The organism is Bradyrhizobium sp., assembly GCF_027451485.1.
Classification (GTDB): domain Bacteria; phylum Pseudomonadota; class Alphaproteobacteria; order Rhizobiales; family Xanthobacteraceae; genus Bradyrhizobium.
This window is the reverse complement of record NZ_DAIDJE010000092.1, coordinates 39262-61169: the sequence shown is the minus strand read 5'-3', so window position 1 is coordinate 61169 and position 21908 is coordinate 39262. Positions and strand designations below refer to the sequence as shown.

Annotated in this window: 24 protein-coding genes and 2 tRNA genes; 9 read left to right on the top strand and 17 right to left on the bottom strand. The window is 62.4% G+C overall.

Annotated elements, in window-relative coordinates; translation table 11 throughout:
* Positions 1-109: 109 nt before the first annotated feature.
* The 7 genes from NEZ08_RS12320 to aroA form a co-directional block, all read right to left on the bottom strand.
* The gene (locus tag NEZ08_RS12320; RefSeq protein WP_298107180.1) at positions 110-787 is read right to left on the bottom strand and encodes a phosphoribosylanthranilate isomerase; all 678 of its coding nucleotides are present in this window, start codon (positions 785-787) and stop codon (positions 110-112) included.
* A 67-nt stretch (positions 788-854) separates the two neighbouring features.
* Positions 855-1229: a lipopolysaccharide assembly protein LapA domain-containing protein gene (locus NEZ08_RS12315; protein ID WP_298107179.1), complete on the bottom strand. Its 375-nt coding sequence runs from the start codon at positions 1227-1229 to the stop codon at positions 855-857.
* A gap of 37 nt (positions 1230-1266) precedes the next feature.
* Positions 1267-1578 carry an integration host factor subunit beta gene (locus NEZ08_RS12310; RefSeq protein ID WP_298107178.1) on the bottom strand — a complete coding sequence of 104 codons (312 nt, stop codon included), beginning with the start codon at positions 1576-1578 and terminating at the stop codon, positions 1267-1269.
* A gap of 170 nt (positions 1579-1748) precedes the next feature.
* On the bottom strand, positions 1749-2726 hold the full coding sequence (sppA, locus tag NEZ08_RS12305) for a signal peptide peptidase SppA (protein ID WP_298107176.1): 978 nt from the start codon (positions 2724-2726) through the stop codon (positions 1749-1751).
* A gap of 206 nt (positions 2727-2932) precedes the next feature.
* Positions 2933-4636: a 30S ribosomal protein S1 gene (gene rpsA, locus NEZ08_RS12300; protein ID WP_298107174.1), complete on the bottom strand. Its 1704-nt coding sequence runs from the start codon at positions 4634-4636 to the stop codon at positions 2933-2935.
* Positions 4637-4875: 239 nt separating this feature from the next.
* Positions 4876-5514 (bottom strand): (d)CMP kinase, encoded by a 639-nt coding sequence (cmk, locus tag NEZ08_RS12295; protein WP_298107172.1) that lies wholly within the window; start codon positions 5512-5514, stop codon positions 4876-4878.
* On the bottom strand, positions 5511-6860 hold the full coding sequence (gene aroA, locus NEZ08_RS12290) for a 3-phosphoshikimate 1-carboxyvinyltransferase (protein WP_298107171.1): 1350 nt from the start codon (positions 6858-6860) through the stop codon (positions 5511-5513). Before aroA ends, cmk begins: the two co-directional genes overlap by 4 nt.
* 122 nt (positions 6861-6982) lie before the next feature.
* On the opposite strand from aroA, the gene NEZ08_RS12285 reads away from it, so the two are divergent.
* The 5 genes from NEZ08_RS12285 to NEZ08_RS12265 all read left to right on the top strand — a co-directional run bounded on the left by NEZ08_RS12285 (position 6983) and on the right by NEZ08_RS12265 (position 10058).
* Complete coding sequence (locus NEZ08_RS12285) at positions 6983-7390, top strand: TIGR02300 family protein (protein ID WP_298107170.1); 408 nt, start codon at positions 6983-6985, stop codon at positions 7388-7390.
* 103 nt (positions 7391-7493) lie between these two features.
* A tRNA-Ala gene (locus NEZ08_RS12280) sits at positions 7494-7569 on the top strand.
* A 354-nt stretch (positions 7570-7923) separates the two neighbouring features.
* Positions 7924-9123, top strand: a complete 1200-nt coding sequence (locus NEZ08_RS12275) for a CaiB/BaiF CoA-transferase family protein (protein ID WP_298107169.1) — start codon at positions 7924-7926, stop codon at positions 9121-9123.
* A 195-nt stretch (positions 9124-9318) separates the two neighbouring features.
* Positions 9319-9744, top strand: coding sequence for an Hsp20 family protein (locus NEZ08_RS12270; RefSeq protein WP_298107167.1), 426 nt, complete (start codon positions 9319-9321; stop codon positions 9742-9744).
* Positions 9745-9794: 50 nt separating this feature from the next.
* Positions 9795-10058 carry a DUF1150 domain-containing protein gene (locus tag NEZ08_RS12265; protein WP_298107165.1) on the top strand — a complete coding sequence of 88 codons (264 nt, stop codon included), beginning with the start codon at positions 9795-9797 and terminating at the stop codon, positions 10056-10058.
* Positions 10059-10154: 96 nt separating this feature from the next.
* Here the strand turns inward: NEZ08_RS12265 and ptsN are convergent, their stop codons facing one another.
* From ptsN to NEZ08_RS12230, 7 genes are all read right to left on the bottom strand, one after another.
* Complete coding sequence (gene ptsN, locus NEZ08_RS12260; protein ID WP_298107163.1) at positions 10155-10616, bottom strand: PTS IIA-like nitrogen regulatory protein PtsN; 462 nt, start codon at positions 10614-10616, stop codon at positions 10155-10157.
* Between the two features lie 338 nt (positions 10617-10954).
* Positions 10955-11548, bottom strand: a complete 594-nt coding sequence (gene raiA / locus NEZ08_RS12255) for a ribosome-associated translation inhibitor RaiA (protein ID WP_298107161.1) — start codon at positions 11546-11548, stop codon at positions 10955-10957.
* Between the two features lie 226 nt (positions 11549-11774).
* Positions 11775-13409 carry an RNA polymerase factor sigma-54 gene (gene rpoN, locus NEZ08_RS12250; protein ID WP_298107160.1) on the bottom strand — a complete coding sequence of 545 codons (1635 nt, stop codon included), beginning with the start codon at positions 13407-13409 and terminating at the stop codon, positions 11775-11777.
* Between the two features lie 154 nt (positions 13410-13563).
* Entirely contained in the window at positions 13564-14574 is a 1011-nt protein-coding gene (gene lptB, locus NEZ08_RS12245) for an LPS export ABC transporter ATP-binding protein (RefSeq protein ID WP_298107159.1), read from the bottom strand.
* Positions 14575-14768: 194 nt separating this feature from the next.
* The gene (locus NEZ08_RS12240; RefSeq protein ID WP_298107195.1) at positions 14769-15443 is read right to left on the bottom strand and encodes an LptA/OstA family protein; all 675 of its coding nucleotides are present in this window, start codon (positions 15441-15443) and stop codon (positions 14769-14771) included.
* A gap of 79 nt (positions 15444-15522) precedes the next feature.
* On the bottom strand, positions 15523-16260 hold the full coding sequence (lptC, locus tag NEZ08_RS12235; protein ID WP_298107158.1) for an LPS export ABC transporter periplasmic protein LptC: 738 nt from the start codon (positions 16258-16260) through the stop codon (positions 15523-15525).
* Positions 16261-16490: 230 nt separating this feature from the next.
* Positions 16491-17117 carry a ribonuclease D gene (locus tag NEZ08_RS12230; RefSeq protein ID WP_298107156.1) on the bottom strand — a complete coding sequence of 209 codons (627 nt, stop codon included), beginning with the start codon at positions 17115-17117 and terminating at the stop codon, positions 16491-16493.
* Between the two features lie 460 nt (positions 17118-17577).
* Here NEZ08_RS12230 and NEZ08_RS12225 point away from each other — a divergent pair, with 460 nt between their 5' ends.
* A complete protein-coding gene (locus tag NEZ08_RS12225; protein ID WP_298107154.1) occupies positions 17578-17826 on the top strand; it encodes a hypothetical protein in 249 nt (82 codons plus the stop codon).
* A 114-nt stretch (positions 17827-17940) separates the two neighbouring features.
* Positions 17941-18312, top strand: coding sequence for a hypothetical protein (locus tag NEZ08_RS12220; protein WP_298107153.1), 372 nt, complete (start codon positions 17941-17943; stop codon positions 18310-18312).
* Between the two features lie 26 nt (positions 18313-18338).
* Here NEZ08_RS12220 and NEZ08_RS12215 read toward each other — a convergent pair.
* Positions 18339-18425, bottom strand: a tRNA-Leu gene (locus NEZ08_RS12215).
* A 154-nt stretch (positions 18426-18579) separates the two neighbouring features.
* On the opposite strand from NEZ08_RS12215, the gene NEZ08_RS12210 reads away from it, so the two are divergent.
* Positions 18580-19548 carry a complex I NDUFA9 subunit family protein gene (locus NEZ08_RS12210; protein WP_298107151.1) on the top strand — a complete coding sequence of 323 codons (969 nt, stop codon included), beginning with the start codon at positions 18580-18582 and terminating at the stop codon, positions 19546-19548.
* Positions 19549-19693: 145 nt separating this feature from the next.
* Here NEZ08_RS12210 and NEZ08_RS12205 read toward each other — a convergent pair whose 3' ends face one another.
* Positions 19694-20500: an undecaprenyl-diphosphate phosphatase gene (locus NEZ08_RS12205; protein ID WP_298107149.1), complete on the bottom strand. Its 807-nt coding sequence runs from the start codon at positions 20498-20500 to the stop codon at positions 19694-19696.
* Between the two features lie 215 nt (positions 20501-20715).
* Between NEZ08_RS12205 and NEZ08_RS12200 the strand changes: the two genes are divergently transcribed.
* On the top strand, positions 20716-21408 hold the full coding sequence (locus NEZ08_RS12200) for a glutathione S-transferase family protein (RefSeq protein WP_298107148.1): 693 nt from the start codon (positions 20716-20718) through the stop codon (positions 21406-21408).
* 32 nt (positions 21409-21440) lie between these two features.
* Here NEZ08_RS12200 and NEZ08_RS12195 read toward each other — a convergent pair whose 3' ends face one another.
* Entirely contained in the window at positions 21441-21908 is a 468-nt protein-coding gene (locus NEZ08_RS12195) for a nuclear transport factor 2 family protein (protein WP_298107147.1), read from the bottom strand.

Genomic DNA, 21908 nt, shown 5'->3' with positions numbered 1-21908 from the left:
TCATGGCCGGGATCGACCCGGCCATCCATGTCTTCTTTGTCCTGAACTTCAACAGACGTGGATGCCCGGGACAAGCCCCGGCATGACGCTGCTGGATGAGCGGCCGCAATCATTGTCCGCCGTGGGTGACCAGAGCAGCCTCTCGTTCGGCTGCCCGCGCGGCGCGAATAAAGGCGCGGATCATCTCGGGGTCCTTGACGCCGGTGGCGCGCTCCACGCCCGAGGAAACATCAACACCGCCGGCGCGGGTGATGCGGACGGCTTCCGCAACGTTCCCCGCGTGAAGGCCGCCGGAGACCATGAACGGCAAAGCGAGATCGATGTTCTCGAGCACATGCCAATCAAACACGGCGCCGAGGCCACCGGGACGCGTGGCTTCGCGCGGAGGCCTTGCGTCGAAGAGGATGCGATCGGCGACGTCCAGATAGTCGGCGAGGATCGCAAGATCACCCGACGTCGCGACCGGGAGCGCTTTCATGACCGGCAGAGCGAATTTGCGCTTGATGTCCGCGAGCCGCGCCGCACTCTCGTGGCCATGCAGCTGCAACAGGTCCGGCTGCAACGCCTCCACGATGGCGGCGAGCGTCGCGTCATCCGCATCGACCGTGAGTGCGACCTTCGCCGCCCGGCCTTTGACGGCCTCGCCAAGCACGCGCGCCACATCCAGCTTGAGATGACGCGGCGACGGCGGAAAGAACACAAAGCCGACCATATCGGCAGCCTCATCCAGCGCAACGTCGAGCGTCTCGCGCGTGGACAGGCCGCAAATTTTGACGGTCAGGGACATGGTTCCAGGGCGGTCGGGTTGACGGAGCCAGGAGGCTCGCTCTCCATAAAGGCACTTGGCGCGCCTTCTACAACGTCGCGCCCTGCTTGTCTCGCCGATATCCGATGGCCGCCGGCAAGCCTGGGTCCCGCCGCTGGGTTTCGGCCAGGCTGGCGCGCAGATCGGCGAGCTGGGACCGCATCTGCCGGGCATCCGCCTCGTGGTGCCGGGCGGCGCGGCGCCAGCGGCGCTGACTGAGCCACGTCGCGGAGCCGCCCGCAGCCACGCCTAAAATCGCCACCGCAATGAGCACCAGGAAAAGCGGCAGCGTGAGGCTGAGTGCGGAGTCCTGCGAATTGAGGGGATCGAAGGAAACCGTGACCTCGTGACGATTAGCCACCGCGAAGACCACGAAGATCACTCCCAGCGGAATCAGGACAGCCGCGTTGAAGAACTTGCGCATGATCGTCTCGCGCTCTTGGGATTCGAGGAGAACGGGATCAGCTTTGGGCGCCGGCGTCCGCTTCGCCGGTGTCGCGGTTCAACCGCTCGCGCATTTCCTTGCCGGTCTTGAAGAACGGCACGCTCTTCTGATCGACCGGCACGTGAGCGCCGGTGCGCGGATTGCGGCCGGCCCGCGCTGGACGATGCTTGACAGAAAATGCGCCGAAACCGCGCAACTCGACCCGGTCGCCGCGCGCGAGCGCCGCGACGATCTCATCGAGAATCGCGTTTACAATGTTCTCCACATCCCGCTGGTAAAGGTGCGGATTGTGCTCGGCGATACGCTGAACGAGTTCGGACTTGATCATCGAGACGGGGACCCGGAGACATGCGTCAGTGCATTTCCGTGAAAATGCGTTGAACTGTCAAGACGCTAAATACGATTTGGAACGAGGGAAATCGCGTGACAAACGCCCCGGCGGGGTGTTTTTGCAGCGCCCGCTCCCGGGGACGGCAGTGCGGAACGCCCTCATTCGGTTCAATTCGCCCCTGGCGGCTGCCACAAAGCCAGCATGCCATCGAGGCCGAGACGGTCGGCAGCCTGCGCCATCCCGGTCTGCTCAATCTGCCGGGCGACGGCACTCAAGCCAAGGGCATCGAGCGTGACGGCGGCGGCGGCCCGCAGAAATGTCAGGTCGCCGAAGCGCGGCGTCAGCTTGTAATCGCGCACCGGCAGGTCGGCCTTCACACCCTTCTGAGCGACCAGCCAGGCGACTGCGGTTTTTTCGTCGCCGAGCTGATCTATCAACTTGAGATCGATTGCCTGGCGGCCGGTGAACACGCGGCCGTCGGAAACCTTTTCGAGCAGCGCATCGTCCATGCCGCGCCGTTGTTTCACGAGCCCGCGAAACCATGCGTAGGAATCCTTCACCAGTGAATCCAGCGCCGCGCGCGCCTCGGGACTGGTCGGTTCAAAACCGTTCGGAGCGGCCTTGAGCGGCGACGACTTCACTTCTTCGACCTTGACGCCGATGGTCTTCAGCAGCTCGGTGAAATTCGGAAACTGAAACAGCACCCCGATCGAGCCGACCAGCGAACTCTGCTTGGCGACGATGTGATCGGCCGCGATTGCGGTAATGTAGCCGCCCGACGCCGCCAGCCCCTCGACCACGACGACCAGCGGCTTCTTGGCCTTCAGCCGCGTCAACGCATCATAGAGCTGCTCCGAGCCCGCCGTGGTGCCGCCGGGAGAATTGATGTGCACGATTACGGCAGCGACCTTGGATTTCTCAAGTCGCTCAAGCGCCTCGACCCGCTCCTGGTTGCTGCGGATCAGGCCTTCGATGTTGATGCGGGCGATCGAGCCTGCCGACGTCAGGCCGGTGCGGCCGGGCGCGGCCACGAGGCCGACGCCGACGATCGCTGCAATGGCGATCAGCGCCGCGGCGATACGCCAGAACGTCAGCTTGCGCCGGATCCGGCGGCGATCGACGATGACATCGGAATCCAGCGACATCGAAATCTCTCCCGAGAGCATGCATTGCGCGGGGCATGTCGTCTTTGCCGCATACCCTTAAAATCCGGTGCCCTGATTACATCAATTGCGGTGCAATTTGAAGAAAACAAGACGTGCAGTTGTCCCGCCGAACGTCGGGGCAGCGTGCAAGAAAAAGCCCCGGTCGAAACCGGGGCCTGTTGTTCGCAGTAAAGTAGCCGGAAGGCTTATTTATCGGTCCGCTGCTTGAGCGCGGTGCCGAGAATGTCGCCGAGCGTCGCGCCCGAATCGGAGGAACCATACTGCGCGATAGCTTCCTTTTCTTCGGCGACTTCCAGCGCCTTGATCGAGACCTGCACCTTGCGGGCCTTCTTGTCGAACTGGATCACCCGCGCATCGACCTTCTCGCCGACGGCGAAACGATCGGCGCGCTGGTCGTTGCGGTCCCGCGCCAGTTCGGAGCGCTTGATGAAGGTGGTGAAATCGGTGCCGACGATCTTCACGTCGATGCCGCCTTCCTTCACGTCGAGCACTTCGCAGGTCACGACCGCCCCCTTCTTGACGTCACCCGGCTCGGCGAAGGGATCGCCCTCGAGCTGCTTGATGCCGAGCGAGATGCGCTCCTTCTCGACATCGACGTCGAGCACCACGGCCTTGACCATGTCGCCCTTCTTGAAGTTGTCGATCACCTGCTCGCCCGGCAGCTTCCAGTCGAGATCGGAGAGATGGACCATACCGTCGACGTCGCCCTCGAGCCCGAGGAACAGGCCGAACTCGGTCTTGTTCTTGACCTCGCCTTCGACCGTCGAGCCGACGGGGAATTTCTCGACGAACACTTCCCAGGGGTTGCGCATTGTCTGCTTGAGACCGAGTGAAATGCGCCGCTTGACGGAATCGACCTCGAGCACCTGAACCTCGACTTCCTGCGAGGTGGAGACGATCTTGCCGGGATGCATGTTCTTCTTGGTCCACGACATCTCGGAGACGTGGATCAGGCCTTCGATGCCCGGCTCGAGTTCGACGAACGCACCGTAATCGGTGATGTTGGTGACGCGACCATGGAAGCGTGCACCCAGCGGGTACTTGGCTTCGATCCCCTGCCACGGATCGTCCAGCAGTTGCTTCATGCCGAGCGAGATGCGGTGGGTCTCATGGTTGATCTTGATGATCTTGACCTTCACCGTCTGGCCGATGGTCAGCACTTCGGTCGGATGGTTGACCCGGCGCCAGGCGATGTCGGTGACGTGCAACAGTCCATCGATGCCGCCGAGGTCGACGAACGCACCGTAGTCGGTGATGTTCTTGACGACACCGTCGATCACCTGACCTTCTTCCAGGTTCTGCACCAGTTCCTGACGCTGTTCGGCGCGGGTCTCTTCCAGTACCGTGCGGCGCGACACCACGATATTGCCGCGGCGGCGATCCATCTTGAGGATCTGGAACGGCTGCGAGTTGTTCATCAGCGGCGCAACATCGCGGATCGGGCGGATATCGACCTGCGAGCGCGGCAGGAAGGCGACCGCGCCGTCGAGGTCGACCGTGAAACCGCCCTTGACCTGATTGAAGATGACGCCGTTGACCTTTTCGTTGTTCTGGAACGCCTTCTCCAGCTTGCCCCAGCTTTCTTCGCGGCGCGCCTTGTCGCGCGAAAGCACGGCCTCGCCGAGTGCATTCTCGATACGGTCGAGAAACACCTCGACCTCGTCGCCGACCTTGAGGTCGCTTTCACGGCCTGGCCCGGCGAATTCGCGCAAAGCGACACGGCCCTCGGTCTTCAGGCCGACATCGATGACGGCCATGTCCTTTTCGATCGCAACCACCTTGCCCTTGATGACAGAGCTTTCCTGAAGGTGTCCGCCGGCAAAGGACTCATCGAGCATGGCGGCGAAATCGTCGCGGGTAGGATTATAAGAAGCAGCAGTGGAAGCCATTTGTTCTCCAGATGCGGAAATTGCCGGCCGTTCGGGTGAAAGGGCGCGTCGGACGCACAGGGTCAGGGTTCCGCAAACTCTGACGACCGCCTCGCAGAAACTGCGGCAGCGGGCCGGCTGTTGGCCTGCATGTTCGATGCGTTGATAACGTCCGGTAGCGAATGGTCTCGAATATTCGGTTCGAGATATCGACTTCGTGAGGCTGTAAGAGCGGGCTTTCCTCCAGAGACGGCTGAGGCTCAAACCTCCCGCCGGCCCGCTCGGACGGCCTCGACAATGTCGATGGCGGCCCGGACGCCACCTTCTATATCCAAATGGGAATTATCTAGCAAGTAAGCATCGCTGGCTGGCTTTAAAGGCGCAACGGTGCGGTTCTGGTCGCGTTCGTCGCGCGCCAGAATATCGGCCAGGATGGCGGCCTCATCGGCCGCTTCGCCGCGCGCGCGGGCCTCGAGTGCGCGGCGACGCGCCCTCACCTTGGCATCGGCGACCACGAAGATTTTCACATCGGCATTCGGGCAAATCACCGTGCCGATATCCCGGCCGTCCAGCACGGCGCCCGGCGGCTGGTTTGCGTATTGGCGCTGGAACTCGACCAGCGCCGCCCGCACCGCAGGGATGGCGGAAACGACTGACGCCGCCGTGCCAACCTGATGCGACTTCAGCGCCGGATCGTCCAAGGTTGTGGGATCGAGCCCCTGCGCGGCGCTGACCGCGGCGGCCTCATCCCCAAGCGCCATGCCCTTGCTGGTCAGCTCATGGGCGACAGCGCGATAAATCAGGCCGGTATCGAGGTGACGCAGCCCGTAATGCGCCGCCAGCCGCTTGGCCAGGGTGCCCTTGCCCGATGCCGCAGGCCCGTCAATGGCGATGATCATGCGAAATCCGCCCCGAGCGAGCGCATCATCGGTATGAAATCCGGAAAGCTGGTGGCAATGAAGGCGGTATCATCGACCTTGACCGGCTTGTCGGAGGCGAGCCCCATCACCAGCGCCGACATCGCAATCCGGTGATCCATGTGGGTGGCGACGAGGCCGCCGCCGGGCACATGGCCTCGCCCCTCGACGATCAGGTCGTCGCCTGCGATCTCGACCTTGACGCCGTTGACGCGCAGCATGTCGGCGGTGGCAGCGAGCCGGTCGGATTCCTTGACCCGCAATTCGCTCAGGCCCCGCATGATGGTGGTCCCCTCGGCAAAGCCGGCAGCGACCGCCAGCACCAGATATTCGTCGATCATCGAAGGCGCGCGTTCAGGCGGGACCTCCACGCCCTTCAGCCGCGAGCCGCGCACGCGCAATTCCGCCATCGGTTCGCCGGCGTCGGTGCGGACATCGCGCTGTTCGATCGATGCGCCCATTTCGCGCAACGTCGTGAACAGGCCGGTGCGCAGTGGATTGGTCATGACGTCGGGCAGAATGATATCCGATCCTTGGACGATCAGCGCCGCTACGATGGGAAAGGCCGCCGACGATGGATCGGCCGGCACGACGACCCTCTCGCCGTGCAGTTCGGGCTGGCCGGTCAGCGCGATCCTGCGGCCATGCACCCCTTCGGGCGTCGAGACGATCTCCGCTCCGAAATGGCGCAGCATCAGTTCGGTGTGGTCACGGCTCGCCTCGTTTTCAATCACCGTCGTCACGCCCGGCGCGGCAAGCCCCGCGAGCAGCACCGCGGATTTGATCTGCGCGGAGGCGACCGGCGTGCGGTAGAGGATCGGCAAGGGATCGCGCGCACCAGCCAGCGTCAGCGGCAGCCGACCACCCTCCCCACCGGCGATGACCCTGGCTCCCATCAGGGTTAAGGGATCGAGCACCCGCCGCATCGGCCGGGAACGCAGCGAGGCGTCGCCATCGAACACCGCCGTGATCGGGCAACCGGCGACGGCTCCCATGACCAGGCGGCAGCCGGTGCCGGAATTGCCGAAATCGAGCGGCTTTGCCGGCTGGGCAAAGCCGGCGACTCCCACCCCGCGGACGGCCCAGGCGAAATCGCCCGTCCGCTCCACTCTCGCTCCCAGCTCCCGCATCGATTTGGCGGTATTGAGGACGTCTTCGCCCTCCAGAAGGCCTGATATCCGGCTTTCCCCGACCGCCATCGCGCCCAAAATCAAGGACCGGTGCGAGATCGATTTATCGCCGGGAACGCGGGCTTTTCCCGTCAAAGGGCCGTTGGAACGGGATTCCAAGGGGGTTTTTTGATCGGCGGCGCGATCCGAATGGGTCAAGATTGTGTCCTTTGGTCTCAGCTCCGGCTTCCGCCATGATCTTCCGTAAAGCACTATTGACAGCGGCGTGCCAACTAGCCAAGTGAAGCACCGCTTTTCGAAAGATTCCCAGGATTCCGCACGTGGCCAAATCCGATCTCGGAACCAAACGCATTTGCCCGACGACGGGTAAGAAATTTTACGATCTCAACAAGAACCCGGTGATATCGCCTTACACCGGCGAGGTCGTGCCGATTGCGCCGGTGACGCCGGCGCGAACCCGAAGCGACGCACGCGCCGCCGCTGCCGCCACCGAGACGATGCCCGAGCCCGCAGAGGCCGAGGAGTTGGTCTCGCTCGAGGAGGCCGATGCCGAGGAGAACACCGGCAAGGTCAAGGCAGTGGTACCGGAATCGGAAGACGACATCGAGATCGACGAGACGATCGAGGGCGATGACGACGACGATTCCACCTTCATTGCCGATGAAGAAGAAGGCGATGAAGACGTGACCGATATCATCGGCGATGTCGGCGGCGATGAGGAGACTTGAGATCGGCTCTGATTTGTGATCAGGGTCGTGTTGATATGGCGCGTCGCCCAAGGCGCGCGGAGAGCATGATCCGAAAGGGATCATGCTCAAAGGCTGAAGTTTCGGGGCCATAGCTCAGCTGGGAGAGCGCTTGCATGGCATGCAAGAGGTCGGCGGTTCGATCCCGCCTGGCTCCACCAGCCTTCGCCGGCCACGGGAAGTTTGTTGTAACGAGCCAGTGGGCTGCGCCTTCACGAGCTGGCACTTCAGCGGGTTTTCCTCTCCGCCTTCGCATTCAGCCGGTCGAGCGGCTGCTTTTTGACGGGATTGAAGTCTCAATGCCGGGCGCGCCGCGCGACGATGCCGAGGCTTTCCTCTCCAAGAGCCTTGGTGTGGACCTACGCCAGCGCCGAACGCCAGGACGTTGACGTGTGACTGACTTCGGTCTGGCGTAAGGCCGCCCTGCTCGGAAAGCCGTTGCTGCGGTTCGCGAAGCCAGCTAGCTCTGAAACCCTGACATCACGGATTGGACCAGGAATTTTCGAGGGCTTCCGATGACTGAGACCGGTTCGGGCGCGATGACGGGCCTCCGCGTGATCGACCTCACGCGCGTGCTCGGCGGCCCGTATTGCACGCAGATTCTCGCCGATCACGGCGCCAACGTCATCAAGGTCGAGCCGCCGGCCGGCGATGAGGTGCGCGACTGGGGACCCCCCTTCCACGGCGAGGATGCGGCCTATTTCGTCGGGATCAACCGCAACAAGCGCTCGATCGGCCTCGACCTTGCCTCCGAGGGCGGTCGCGCCGTGCTGATGAAGCTGCTCGAGGGCGCCGACGTGCTGATCGAGAATTTCAAGCCGGGCACGCTGGACAAATGGGGCATCGGCAACGACGTCCTGCGCGCCAGGTTTCCAAGGCTCGTTCACTGCCGGATTTCCGGTTTCGGCGCCGACGGACCGCGCGGCGGCAATCCCGGCTATGATGCGATCATCCAGGCGATGACGGGTATGATCATGGCGACCGGCTCGCCGCAGTCGGGCCCGACGCGGATCGGCGTTCCTGTGGTCGACATCACGACCGGCCTTTATGCGGCGATCGGCATCCTGATGGCCTTGTCGGAACGGCAACGCTCCGGCCAGGGACAGTTCCTCGAAACCACGTTGTTCGAGACGGGGCTTTCGGTCATGCATCCGCATGCCGCGAACTACTTCATGCACGGCAAGCCGCCGGCGCTCACCGGCAACGAGCATCCGAACCTCGTGCCTTACGCAATCTTTCCGACCCGCACCGACAACATCTTCATCGGCGTCGGCAATGACGGCACCTTCGGCAAGCTCTGCAAGGAGATCGGCAAGGAAGAGCTCGCTGCCGATCCGCGCTTTGCCCGCAACCGCGACCGCGTCGCCAATCGCGAGGCGTTGCGTGCGGAACTCGCCGCTGTGTTCAGTCAGCATGACGCCGGGCCGCTGTGCGATCGCCTGCTGGCCGCGGGTCTGCCGGCAGGTCCGGTGCAGTCGATCGATCAGGCCCTGACCAGCGCCCATGTCGCCCATCGCGGCGATGTCGTCGAGAAGGACTGGTATAAGGGCGTGGCTTCCCCGATCCGCATGTCGCGCAGTAAGGCGAGCCTGCGCAGCGTCCCCCCCACATTCGGCCAGCACACGGCCGAGGTGCTCGCGGAGTTCGGCTACTCCAAATCGGAGATCGAGGCCTTGGCTGCCAAAGGCGTGATTGCTACCCAGCGCCGCCGTTAATGATCGGCGACACGTCGGTAACTGTTCGCAAACGCCTTTGGGGAAAGCTTCTGACACTGCGGCAAAGGGTGCTTGAACACCCCCGGATTATGCCCATATTGGCTTTGACCGGAGTGTGAATTCACCTTCAGGTCATTAGGGGTGCCGCAAGGGCCCCGAACACTTCAAAGTCGCTTCGAGAGGACTTTGCAAAAAATGTCTCGTGTTCCCTCGTTATCGAGTCCGTTTCTGCTGGGATTTGACGAAATCGAGCGTGCGCTCGATCGCGTCGTCAAAGGCGCTGACGGCTATCCTCCTTACAACATCGAGCGGTGCGACCGTGCCAACGGGCAGCCGGAACGGCTGCGCATAACGCTCGCGGTCGCCGGATTTACCCGCGACCAACTCGATGTGACCATTGAGGAAAATCAGCTTGTCATCCGCGGCCGCCAGCAGGAGGAAAAGGCCCGGCAATACATCCATCGCGGCATCGCCGCGCGCCACTTCCAGCGCACCTTCGTGCTGGCGGAGGGGATGCTGGTGCTGGGCGCGGATCTGAAGAACGGGCTGTTGTCGATCGATCTGGCCCGGCCGGAGCCGGAAAGGGTCGTTAAGACAATTGCTATCAATGAACACGAATAATGGAACGAGTAGCGGACTCGACCGCTTGGAATTGAGAAGGAGTCGAGACCATGACTGAAGGTAATGTTGCTTTGGAACCTCGCGTCTCCCTGGAGACGTTGGCCAGCCTTGGCGAAGGTCATATCGCCTATGTGAAGCAGATCCGCTCGGAAGACGTGCCGGGCCTGTTTCCGGAGGCGCCGGAAATCGCGCCGGGACTGAAACTGTTCGCGCTTCACGCCGCGGACGGCACCCCGATCATGCTGACCGACTCGCGCGAAGCCGCGATAGCGAACGCCTGGAGCAACGAACTACAGGCCGTCAGCGTGCACTGACGCGCGCGCGCCCGCACAGAGAATTCAAAAACGGCGGGCCTGCCGGGGCCCGCCGTTTTCATTTTTTGTCTGTAAGCTGACGTCAGGCCGATGATTCTAAGCTGCGCTGGCGGGCGGCAGGGCCAGCACCGAATAGATGGCCTGAGCCTCGCGCGAGGCGCGCAGCTTCTTCGCGACATCCTGGTCGCGTAGCAGCCGTGCAATGCGCGCCAATGCCTTAAGGTGATCGGCACCGGCGCCTTCCGGCGCCAGCAGCAGAAAAACAAGATCGACCGGCTGGCCGTCCATGGCCTCGAAATCGATCGGGCGCTCCAGCCGCGCAAACAGGCCGAAGATCTTTTCCAGCTTGGGCAGCTTGCCGTGCGGGATCGCGACGCCATATCCGACAGCCGTGGTGCCGAGCTTTTCACGCTGCAACAGCACTTCGAAGATTGAGCGCTCGTTCTGTCCAGTCAACTGTGCGGCGCGCGCCGCCAGTTCTTGCAGCGCCTGCTTCTTGCTGTTGACTTTTAACGCGGGGAGAATCGCCTCGGGTGCGACCAGATCGGTAATCGTCATGGAACGTTCCGAGGTAAATTGCGCGGTGGATCGATCGTCAGGTTGCGAAGGGATGCTGGCCAGCGAACAAGAGAGTGAAGGCGACCGCCCCCACTCCGTTCCTAATTGGGTGGGCTTCTACTCCAACACAAGAGCAGTGCCAACACCCGCAAGAGAACCGCCGGCCGCGCATCATCAAGGGCGCGGACCATAGGGAGGGGCCCCCCGCTCGTCAATGCCGATTTTGCCTCAGGAGCGAGCTTGGAATGGACCGAGATAAGGCAATAGCGCATTGTTCTGCCATCGTTTTTTCGCAAAACCCGAGTTCCGCTTCCAGCCCCGCCCACCTTATGGCTGCTTCAGTCCTTCGGCTTAACCGTGGGAGGATCGATCCAGCCGACATGGCCGTCGACACGACGGTAGATGATGTTCACCCGGCCGCTGGACCCGTGCTGAAACACCAGACAAGGCGCGCCGGTCAGATCCAGTTCCATGACCGCCTCCGCAACCGACAGCCGTTTCAGCGAGGTCGTCGCCTCGGCGATGATGACCGGGCTATAGCCGGTGACCTCGTCGTCGCCCTCGCCCGGCGCCTCGATCACGTAGCTCGGCGCATCAAGCGTCGCCAGCGCCTCGGAGGCCGCATGAGCCTTGCGGGCCGAACGATCCTTCAGCCGGCTTTTGTAGCGGCGCAGGCGCTTCTCGATCATCAGCAGCGCCTGATCGGCGCTGGCATAGGCATCGGCCGCATTGGAATCGGCTTCCAGCGTGATGCCGGAATCCAGATGCAGCGCGCAATCGGTTCGAAAGCCCGAGCCATCCTTGCTCAGGGTAATGTGGCCCGAATAATTGCCGTCGAAATATTTGCGCAAGACTTCGTCGGTGCGCTCCGAGACCCGTCCGCGCAACGCCTCGCCGATCGAGATGCTTTTTCCAGAAATTCGCAGCGTCATCGTTTGCCTCAGTCGTGTGGCGGATCAGAAGTCCGCATCATTGCTGCAGCGAGCTCGCCGCGCGGACGTTTGATCCAAGCCCAAGAGTTAGTGGGTTTGCCAGCGCTCTTTTGATTCCGACCCTTGATTCGATTCCCACCTTTGAATGTGCTCCGAAAAAAATCGAACTCCGGAATCGGGACCAGTTGTGCTTACTGAACACTATTACGATTCGACCGAGACACAATCAGGCAGGCTGGGGGTCGCGGGATCGGTCGGAAGATGCGGGAGAAGCTGACAGGGCATTGCCAAGCATACCTTGTTTATCGCGGCGTCGCTGGACCGATGACGGAATCCGCATCGCTTCGCGGTATTTTGCGACCGTGCGGCGGGCGATATCAATACCGTTTCCGCGCAATCGTTCCACGATGGTGTCGTCGGAGAGAATCAGCGCCGGGTCTTCGGCATCGATCAGTCGCTTGATATGGTGACGCACCGCTTCCGCCGAATGCGCTTCGCCGCCGTCGGCGGACGCAATCGAAGCAGTGAAGAAATACTTCAGTTCGAAAATACCGCGATTGGTTGCCATGTATTTGTTGGCGGTGACGCGCGAGACCGTCGATTCGTGCATCTGGATCGCGTCGGCCACAGCTTTCAGGTTGAGCGGCCGCAAATGCGCCACGCCGCGCGTGAAGAAGCCGTCCTGCTGCCGGACGATTTCGGTCGCGACCTTTAGGATCGTGCGGGCGCGCTGATCAAGTGCGCGGACCAGCCAGGTGGCGTTTTGCAGGCAGTCGCTGAAATAGGACTTGTCGCCGTCCTTGCGGATCGTCTTCGACAGTTCGGTGTAATAGCTCTGGTTGACCAGGACACGCGGCAGCGTCTCGCTGTTGAGTTCGACCAGCCATCCGCCGTCCGGGCCCGATCTGACATAGACATCGGGCACCACTGTCTGCGCGCGTATCGAGCCAAACTTCAGGCCGGGCTTCGGATCGAGCTTTCGGATTTCACCGATCATGTCGGTGATATCTTCGTCGTCGACGCCGCACAGTTTCCGCAAGGCGACGATGTCGCGCTTCGCGAGCAGCTCGAGATTTTCAACCAGCGCCCGCATCGCGGGATCGTAGCGGTCGAGTTCGCGGAGCTGGATCGCGAGGCATTCACTCAGGGAACGCGCGCAGACTCCAGGCGGATCGAACTTCTGCAAGACGGAAAGCACCGCCTCGATGTCCTCTTGCGGTGCGCCGAGCCGCTCGGCAGCCTGCCCAAGATCCCCAGGCAGATAGCCGGACTCGTCGACGAGGTCGATCAGGTATTGACCGATCATGCGCTGTGCCGGCGCGGTGAAGGCCACCGCCAGCTGTTCAGCGAGATGACTCCCCAGCGTCACCTCGGCGGCCACGAAAGCCTCGAGATTGTAACTGTCGTCGTTGGAGGCGCCGCCTCCCCATTCGGTATAGGTGGTGGGCACGGCATCCTGCGCGTTGCGGGCGGCAACCTCCGTAGGTTCTTCCGAAAACACGTTGTCGAGCGGGGTATCGAGGGTTTGCTCGATCTCGGTTCGGCTGCCGAGATCCCGGTTCATCCAGTCCTCCTGGACCGGCTCAAAACCTTCGGCGCCGGATTCGGAGGCTTGGCCGGCAAATTCCTCGTCAAAACCGCCCTCGGACGCCTCCGCCCCGCCTGTGGCCGGTTCGCCCGCTACCGGCGCTTCCGGACCGTCGCTTTCCCGCTCGAGCAGCGGATTTCGCTCCAACTCCTCCTCGACGAATGCCGAAAGGTCGAGATTTGACAGCTGAAGCAGCTTGATCGCCTGCATCAACTGCGGCGTCATCACCAGCGACTGCGACTGGCGGAATTCTAGTCTCTGCGTCAGAGCCATCGAGGCGAGAACCGATTACCGATTCGAAAAATTGGTCCGATTCTTGCTTATCCTAGTCGTCAGCCGATGTACACGGCTTGACTCGGCGGAAAAAAGTTTACTTCCACGATGGATTACGGGTTCGGCCTGGTGCGTGCGGGCGCAACTTCCGCGATCAAAGCCGGAATTCTTCGCCGAGATAGAGCCTGCGGACATCGGGATCGCTGACGATCTCGTCCGGGCTGCCCTCGGTCAGGATCTCGCCGGCATAGACGATATAGGCGCGGTCGGTCAGCCCGAGCGTTTCGCGGACATTGTGGTCGGTAATCAAGACGCCGATGCCGCGATTGGTGAGGTGACGGACAAGGTCCTGAATATCGCCAACGGCAATCGGGTCGATGCCGGCGAAGGGCTCGTCGAGCAGCATGTAGTTCGGACGGGTGGCAAGCGCGCGCGCGATCTCGACGCGCCGCCGTTCGCCGCCCGACAGCGCGATCGAGGGCGTCTTCCTTAACCGTGTGATGTTGAATTCGTCGAGCAGCGAATCCAGCTCGGCCTCGCGCTTCTTGCGCGAGGATTCGACGACCTCGAGCACCGCGCGGATGTTCTGCTCGACGGTGAGGCCGCGAAAAATCGACGCCTCCTGCGGCAGATAGCCGATGCCGAGCCGGGCGCGCTGATACATCGGCAGCTTGGTAACGTCGTGGCCGTCGAGTTCGATGGCGCCGCGATCGGCCTTGATCAGGCCGGTGATCATGTAAAAGACGGTGGTCTTGCCGGCCCCGTTCGGGCCAAGCAGGCCGACGGCCTCGCCACGGCGGACGTAGATGCTGACCCCGCGCACGACCTTGCGGGTGCCAAAGCTTTTTTCCACGCTATGCACAGCCAGATAGCCGGCGCGGGCGGCTTGCCGCGGCGCAGCCGCGCCGCTGGCCCTTTGCGCGGGGTTGGGCGCAGGTTTGGGCGCTGCAGCTGGAGCCGGGCGCGGACGCGGATTCTCGACCGGCGGCAATTCCAGCACCGGTGAGGGTGCGGCCCTGGCGAGCGGCGGCGCATCGCGCACGGGGCTTGTCAGCATGTCGCCCATGTTGTTGCCGAGTGTGGTGATGTCCTCGCGCGAACGCGCAAACCCTGCCTTGCCGCGTTTTGCGGGGCGCCGCCGGAACATGCCGAGTAAATCCACCATCCCCGCTTCGTCCGACCCCTCTAACAAGCTCCGCGAACCTTGCCTGGCGATGATTCGCCCGCCAGCATGAATCAACGGATGCCCCTTGCCCAGCGGAAGCCTTTGTCCGAAACGCGCGACCCCGTGCGCTAAATACAAGCTTGCGCCGAGCCGTTCAACCGCGCCCCGGCGGCCCTTTGATCAAGCTCTTGGCATTACTTTGGTTTATTCGGCGCCAAAGACTGCGGCGCCCCCGGCTGGGAGCCCGACGGCGACGCGCCGGGCAGCGCCGGCCCAGTCCCGCTCTGGCCGGATGACTGGAACAAGCCCTGGACGCGCCCTGTGTCAGACTCGACGCGCGACACGCCGGTGGTCATGTCGACCAGGAGCCGGTCGCCACGCAGCACGTTCTTGCCCTGGGTCAGCACCACGCCGCCGAGCATCGTGATCAGGTTGGTCTTGGTATCGAAGACGGCCGTTTCGCCGGTCACGACCTGATCCTTTTGCGTCACGATGACGTCGCCCTTGGCCTCCAGCCGCTTGATCGACGATGCGCCGCCCGGGCCCGGCGTCGTAGACTGCATGGATGCCGATTGTGCAGAGGCTGGCTTGGCGGAAGCGGACGCCGACTTGCCGGAAGTCTTGCCGTTCGCCGGCTGAGCATTCTGATTGCTCGATTCATAATAGACGACCAGCACCTTCGAGGTCATGGTGGTGTCGCCCTGAACCACCTTCACATTGCCGGTGAAGGTCGCCTCCTTCTTCTTGTCGCGCATCTCGAGAGAGACCGATTCGATCTGGATCGGCTGATCGCGGTTTTGCGAAAATCCCTGCATGGCATTCGGCACCCCGGTCACCGTGCTTTGCGATCTGGCATCGCCCGCAGCCATCGCGCATGCAAAGGCTGCGCAAGCGACACCGACTGCAAAGCGGTCTTTGAGAACTCTCACGGGAGACAGCGTCATCGGATCACTTGGCGTTGGAGGATTTGGCGGCCCGTGCCTTTGCGGGGTGCGCTGGCTGCGGTGGCGGCTCTCGCGGCGCGGCATCGGCAGAGGGCGGCAGCTTGTCGATGTTCATGACCACATGACCGTCGAAGCGGACGACTTCGCCGCCGCCTGTCACCTTCATCGTATCGGCGGAGATCTTTCCGTCGGCCCATTTGACATCGACATGCTCATGGGAGCTCACGGTCCCGCTGTTCATGTCGACGAAGGCCTGACTGAGCCACGCCTGGTACCCGGCGGTGGTCTGGACGTAGATGTCCTTATGCAGTTCGAGCTGCTGTTGCTTGGTGTCCATCTGTCCTTTGACCGCCTCCAGCGTGACGGTGGATTGATCTTCCATCAGCATCTTGCCCCGCAGCGTGTGCAGCTCGACGTGATCCGGGTCGGTCACGTCCTGGATCGCGGTGTTGGCCCAGACCTCATAGGGACGCTGGTCCTGCGAATAGCCCGCCAAATGTGGCGATTCCATCGTCACCTTGGTGCCGGAGACGACGAGGTTGCTCATGTCGACCGGCAGCTTCGGCAACAGCATCCGGAACGGATTGAAGACCGACACCAGGACGATGGCCGCCAGCGACAGAATCACGGCGGCCGGAACCGCAACCCGCAGGATGCGCACCAGCCGGCTGTGGCGCGCCGCCATCGCAAAGCGCGCCTCCATGCTGGCGGCGTCATAGGCAGGATTCTGGACCGAACTCAAAAAAGCTCCGAAATTCGCGAGCTGTCATTTTAGCGGGAGATTACCGGGTCGCCCAGTCCACAACCGCACGCACCCTCTTATCTGCTATCTGCTGCTGTCAGGACTGTGTCGGAAAAACGGCGAAATGGCCGCCCTTCCAGCAAGCAATTGTTTCGTTTTGCTTCAGCCTATCGGATCTTCGGACGGCACGAGCCGCCACCAGGGTGGGGAGCGAATGTCAAATCCACGCCCTAGGAATGCGCGAAAATATCCTCGGCTTCCCAGCCCTGAAGATCGAGCCTGGCGCGCGTCGGCAGGAACGCAAAGCAGGCTCGCGCCAGGTCGAGGCGGCCTTCGCGCGCGAGCATGACGTCGAGCCGCTCGCGGAGCGCATGCAGATGCAGGACATCGGAAGCCGCATAGGCTAGCTGCGCTTCGTTCAAGGCTGGTGCGCCCCAGTCGCTCGATTGCTGCTGCTTCGAAAGCTCGACGTTGAGCACCTCACGCACCAGGTCTTTCAGGCCGTGGCGGTCGGTATAGGTGCGGGAAAGCCGCGAAGCGATCTTCGTGCAATAGACCGGCTCGGGCATCACACCGAAGCTGTGATAGAGCGCGGCGAGATCGAAGCGGGCGAAATGGAAAATCTTGGTGATCTTCGGATTTGCGAGCAGCGCCTTCAGATTCGGCGCGTCATTCGCGCCCTTGCCGTGATCCTTGGGGATCTGCACCACGTCTGCGCTGCCGTCGCCGTTCGACAACTGCACGACGCAAAGCCGGTCGCGATGCGGATTGAGCCCCATGGTCTCGGTATCGATCGCGACTGCCTCAGTATAGCGGATAAGATCGGGCAGGTCGCCGCGATGCTGGCGCACGGTCATAGCTTCAAAGGCCTCTGGTCGATTCGGAGCAGTGAGAGCGGCGACAACACTAGCCTCCAATATCGCAACAGGCGAGCCGCACGAGGCCGCTTCGGTCAGCAAAATCGATCTCGCTCCAGGGGCGCACAGCCCGGCCTTGGGCGCCGACCAATCTCACCTCCCTCCCGACCTCGGGGTAACTTCGGCGGCTGAAGCTCGCTGCCGTTGGCTGCAGCGCTCCAGGTTATCGACGATTTTCCGGCGGGCTGGGCGCAACGGCTTTGGGGTCCTGCGAAAGCGCGCGCGGCAGGGTCAGATGTTGGCCAGGACAAGTCCTCATTCCGCTCGACCATGAGGACTCGGCCGACAATAAAATATTGTGTTTATTGCGATTTTTACATTTCTGGCTGGGCCGATGGAACTTTTGCGGCCTGAGCGAATTGAGTAAATTACTCAACGAGATGATTCCTGGACAGATTCGATGAATGATATACGTGGCGAGCGATTGCAGGTCATGCTCTCCCCGGAAGAGCTTGCCGCGTTGGACGATTTTCGCTTCAAGCACCGGATGCCGACGCGCGCGGCAGCCGTGCGCGAGCTTTTGAAGCTCGGGCTGACGGTCGCGGCCCCCGACGCCCTTGCCGGCGTCAAATCCAGCAATTACGGCGTCTTCAAGCGCGGACCCGACGGACACAGGGAAGCGAGCGCCGAATCGGACGGCGGAAACTGACCGGGCAGGAAACACGAAAGTTTTGCAGCATTTTTGAAACATCCCGGTGAGCGGTTCTCTACCGGTTTTGCAGGCTGCAAAAGCGCCCACCGCGGGCGCTGATATAATTTGATCATGATTGAACCCCGTCGTCCCGAACGTTGCGCCACGATCAAGGTCCACTCCCGACCCTGCATCGAACCCCATCGCAAACGCGGATGGGAGCTCGTCCTTTGGACAGGCAATGCCTTCGACCACTCGACCCCGTTCCGGGAGATGCTGGCCGAGATCGCCGCAGTGTTAGCCAAGGAAGCGCCGACCTCGATCGAATTACCCGACTATCGGGACTCGGAAGATCGGGTCGAAGGCACGCTTCGATTCGGCGGAGAAGAGGTTGGCATCTACTACGAACACTCGCTGAGCTATCTGTCGCTGATGAGCAACAACGCGACCACGCTGCTGCGGGTCGCGGACCACCTTCAGCCGCTGGTGGCGCTCGCCGCCTGACGTAGTATCCGTTGATCGAAGGGGAATGGTGCCCAGGAAAGGACTCGAACCTTCACGACTGTTAGGTCACTGGCACCTGAAGCCAGCGCGTCTACCAATTCCGCCACCTGGGCATGGCCCGGCTTGTTAAGGTTCGGTCGCGCGCTTGTCAAATTGAAGTAGCCCGGCCGAATGGGCTATACAGAAATCGGGCGATGGCGTATCGGCAAATCGCCGAATCTTGAAGCCCATCAGACCCGAAGCCCAGCAGACCAAAGGCATCCGAACATGGCATCGAATCTGGAAACCCTGGTCACGGTCTTTGGCGGATCGGGCTTCCTGGGCCGGGCCGTGGTCCGGGCGCTGTGCAAACGCGATTATCGCATCCGCGTCGCGGTGCGGCGGCCAGAGCTCGCAGGCCACCTCCAGCCGCTCGGCAAGGTCGGCCAGATTCACGCTGTTCAGGCCAATTTGCGTTACCCGGCCTCCGTCGAGGCGGCCATGCGCGGCGCCCATGTTGCGGTCAATCTCGTGGGCATCCTGGCGCAGAGCAGCGCCCAGACCTTCGACGCCGTTCAGGCGGAAGGGGCGGGCCACGTGGCGAAGGCGGCAGCCGCCGCGGGCGCGCGGATGGTGCATGTATCGGCGATCGGGGCCGACGCCAATTCCGCCTCGCTTTATGCCCGCTCCAAGGCCGCCGGCGAACAGGCCGTGCTGGCGGCCGTTCCCGGCGCGACCATCTTCCGGCCGTCGGTGGTGTTCGGTCCGGAGGATGATTTCACCAACCGCTTTGCCGCACTGGCGCGGATCTCGCCGGCGCTGCCGCTGATCGGCGGCGGGCTGACCAGGCTGCAACCGGTCTATGTCGGTGACGTCGCGACCGCAGTGGCGGGCGCGGTCGACGGCAACACCAGGGCAGGCGCGACATACGAACTCGGCGGTCCGGAAGTGCTCACCATGCGCGAGATCATGGAAACGATCCTGGAGATCACAGAGCGCGGGCGGATGCTGGTGTCGCTGCCGTTTGGGCTGGCGAAACTCCAGGCACTGTTCCTGCAATTTGCACCCGGCCCCTTCCGCCTGACGGCGGATCAGGTCGAACTCCTGCGCAGCGACAATGTAGTGTCAGACGCCGCGAAAGCCGCGGGCCTCACGCTGGAAGGGCTGGGCATTGCCCCGGATTCGCTGGAAGCAATCGCGCCGCAATATCTCTGGCGCTTCCGTAAAGCGGGCCAGTTCACGCACCGGAACGCGTAGCGAATCCGAGTTGTCGTTGCCGGCATAGATGCTCGACGAGCGGCAGCGCTTCCGCTCGCCTGTGACCCGGCAATCCATCGGATTTTTCGCAGAGGACCGTGGATGCGCGGATCAAGCCACTCGTGACGAGCAACCTGAGTAATCATCATCGTCCCAGCGCCAGTGCGATCAGGCCGAGCGTGCCGACGACGACCCGCCACCACGCAAACAGCGTGAAGCCGTGGCGGGTGAGATAGCTGAGGAATGATTTCACCACGATGGCCGCCACGACAAAGGACACCACGAAGCCAAGGGCCACTATGCTCAAATGATCGAACGTCATCTCGGCGCGGTTCTTGTAGAAGTCATAGGCAAACGCGCCGATCATGGTCGGTATTGCCAGGAAGAACGAGAATTCCGCGGCCGCGCGCTTGTCCGCCCCTAACAACATCGCCGCGACGATGCTGGCGCCCGAGCGCGACACGCCGGGAATCATCGCAAGACATTGCGCGATACCGATCCACAGATACGTCAGCAGCGGAAATTTGGTGGCGTCGTGCTCATGCGGCTTGTGATCGATCTGGTCGACCCAGAGCAGGATGGCGCCGCCGACGATCAACGAGAAGCAGATCACCCAGGGATTGAACAGGAGCAGCTTGATATATTTGCCGGCAATCAGGCCGATCACTACCGCCGGCAGGAACGCGATCAGGATACCGATGACAAAGCGGCGGTCATCGGGGTTGGAGAACATACCGAGCGCGACTTTCCACAATCTCGCAAAATACAACATGACGATCGCGAGGATTGCGCCGAGCTGGATCAACACCACGAAGCTGTTCCAGAAGGCGCCTTCGCCCAGACCGAAGAAGCGTTCCACGAGCAGCATGTGGCCGGTCGAGGAAACCGGCAGGAACTCGGTGATGCCCTCGACAATGCCGAGAATGACCGCCCGCAGCGAATCAGTGAGCATGATGGAGAGCCCTCTTTCTGGTCAGATTGGAGATTGAGGCGATGGCGGTCCGTCGACGGACCGCATCAAAGCGATAGCGGCTGAAAATGGCCGGATTCTTCTCGCTTATTCGTTTGCATGGAGCAACGGCAAAAACGTAGAAACGATCATCGGGGTTGCCACAATCGAAAGCTTCGCTAGTTTGGCGACCCGATCAGGCGTCACCCCAAGGCTTCATGTTTACGCTGTTCCATCACCCCTTCTGTCCACATTCGCGCTTCATTCGCCTCGTGCTCGGCGAACTCGGCGCCGATCTGCGTCTGGTGGAGGAGCGGGCCTGGGAACGGCGTGAGGCATTCCTCGCGCTTAACCCCGCCGCCACCACGCCGGTACTGATCGCCGAAGGCGAAGGCGCGATACCCGGCGCAGGCGTCATTGCCGAATATATCGACGAGACTTTTGGCGCCGAGATGGCGGAGCGCCGGCTGTTGCCGCAGGCGACGGCGGAGCGGATCGAAGTGCGGCGGCTGATGGCGTGGTTCAACGAAAAATTCTTCGAGGAGGCATCCAACCCGCTGGTCACCGAGCGTATCTACAAGCGCTTCATGAGCGAGGAATACGGCGGCGGTCCGCCCTCCGCCGATGTCATGCGCGCGGCGAAGGCGAACGTACGCTATCACCTCGCTTATATTGGCTGGCTGGCGAGGACGCGAAATTATCTCGCCGGTGACCGCATCACGTTTGCGGACCTCGCCGCTGCCGCGCATCTGTCGGCGATCGACTATCTCGGCGACGTGCCGTGGAGCGAGGATGACGCGGCGAAGGCCTGGTATGCGCGGGTCAAGTCGCGGCCCTCGTTCCGTCCGCTACTCTCCGAATGGCTGGCGGGCGTGCCGGCCTCGCGCACTTACGTCGATCTCGATTTCTGACCCGCACTGACGGATTGGCAACGAGCGCCGCTTCAGGCAAGATGCCGCCGCATCTCCGGCCGCGCCTTCAGCGCAGCACCCTGTCTGGCAAATATCCTCGCGATGCGTTCCGGCGCAAAGTTCATGTCGACGAAGGCTGGTCCTGTGTTGGCGACCTCGTGATAGCTGGCGATCTTGCCGTCGCGCAGCTTCATCATCGCCACGCCCTCGAACATCACGCGCGCGCCCTTCGCCTCCGGCAGCGTCGAGCGGTAGCTGAAGAGATAGTGCGCATAGAGCATCTTGCCGTCGCTGAGCGGGGCGTGCGCATCCCAGCGGAAATCGGTCGCGCTGCGATAGAAAACCTCGTCGATCATCTCGGCGATTTTGGCGCGGCCCTCGAAGGCACCATAGAACACGTCGTGATAAACGCCGTCCTCGGTAAACAGATCGGCAAAGGCCTTGCCGTTGCGCTGTTCGACGGCATCGCAAAAGGCGCGCAGCAGTTCTTCCGCGGTCAT

Bases quoted from the DNA above. Each gene is read 5' to 3' on its own strand.
- NEZ08_RS12205 (WP_298107149.1), bottom strand. From the start codon at position 20,500: ATGCTCACTGATTCGCTGCGGGCGGTCATTCTCGGCATTGTCGAGGGC.
- NEZ08_RS12320 (WP_298107180.1), bottom strand. From the start codon at position 787: ATGTCCCTGACCGTCAAAATTTGCGGCCTGTCCACGCGCGAGACGCTC.
- NEZ08_RS12230 (WP_298107156.1), bottom strand. From the start codon at position 17,117: ATGACCGTGCGCCAGCATCGCGGCGACCTGCCCGATCTTATCCGCTAT.
- NEZ08_RS12310 (WP_298107178.1), bottom strand. From the start codon at position 1,578: ATGATCAAGTCCGAACTCGTTCAGCGTATCGCCGAGCACAATCCGCAC.
- NEZ08_RS12225 (WP_298107154.1), top strand. From the start codon at position 17,578: ATGAATGATATACGTGGCGAGCGATTGCAGGTCATGCTCTCCCCGGAA.
- NEZ08_RS12195 (WP_298107147.1), bottom strand. From the start codon at position 21,908: ATGACCGCGGAAGAACTGCTGCGCGCCTTTTGCGATGCCGTCGAACAG.
- NEZ08_RS12275 (WP_298107169.1), top strand. From the start codon at position 7,924: ATGACTGAGACCGGTTCGGGCGCGATGACGGGCCTCCGCGTGATCGAC.
- rpsA (WP_298107174.1), bottom strand. From the start codon at position 4,636: ATGGCTTCCACTGCTGCTTCTTATAATCCTACCCGCGACGATTTCGCC.
- cmk (WP_298107172.1), bottom strand. From the start codon at position 5,514: ATGATCATCGCCATTGACGGGCCTGCGGCATCGGGCAAGGGCACCCTG.
- NEZ08_RS12265 (WP_298107165.1), top strand. From the start codon at position 9,795: ATGACTGAAGGTAATGTTGCTTTGGAACCTCGCGTCTCCCTGGAGACG.
- NEZ08_RS12200 (WP_298107148.1), top strand. From the start codon at position 20,716: ATGTTTACGCTGTTCCATCACCCCTTCTGTCCACATTCGCGCTTCATT.
- raiA (WP_298107161.1), bottom strand. From the start codon at position 11,548: ATGACGCTGCGAATTTCTGGAAAAAGCATCTCGATCGGCGAGGCGTTG.
- NEZ08_RS12270 (WP_298107167.1), top strand. From the start codon at position 9,319: ATGTCTCGTGTTCCCTCGTTATCGAGTCCGTTTCTGCTGGGATTTGAC.
- NEZ08_RS12220 (WP_298107153.1), top strand. From the start codon at position 17,941: ATGATTGAACCCCGTCGTCCCGAACGTTGCGCCACGATCAAGGTCCAC.
- ptsN (WP_298107163.1), bottom strand. From the start codon at position 10,616: ATGACGATTACCGATCTGGTCGCACCCGAGGCGATTCTCCCCGCGTTA.
- sppA (WP_298107176.1), bottom strand. From the start codon at position 2,726: ATGTCGCTGGATTCCGATGTCATCGTCGATCGCCGCCGGATCCGGCGC.
- NEZ08_RS12210 (WP_298107151.1), top strand. From the start codon at position 18,580: ATGGCATCGAATCTGGAAACCCTGGTCACGGTCTTTGGCGGATCGGGC.
- NEZ08_RS12240 (WP_298107195.1), bottom strand. From the start codon at position 15,443: ATGGCTGCGGGCGATGCCAGATCGCAAAGCACGGTGACCGGGGTGCCG.
- rpoN (WP_298107160.1), bottom strand. From the start codon at position 13,409: ATGGCTCTGACGCAGAGACTAGAATTCCGCCAGTCGCAGTCGCTGGTG.
- NEZ08_RS12315 (WP_298107179.1), bottom strand. From the start codon at position 1,229: ATGCGCAAGTTCTTCAACGCGGCTGTCCTGATTCCGCTGGGAGTGATC.
- lptB (WP_298107159.1), bottom strand. From the start codon at position 14,574: ATGGTGGATTTACTCGGCATGTTCCGGCGGCGCCCCGCAAAACGCGGC.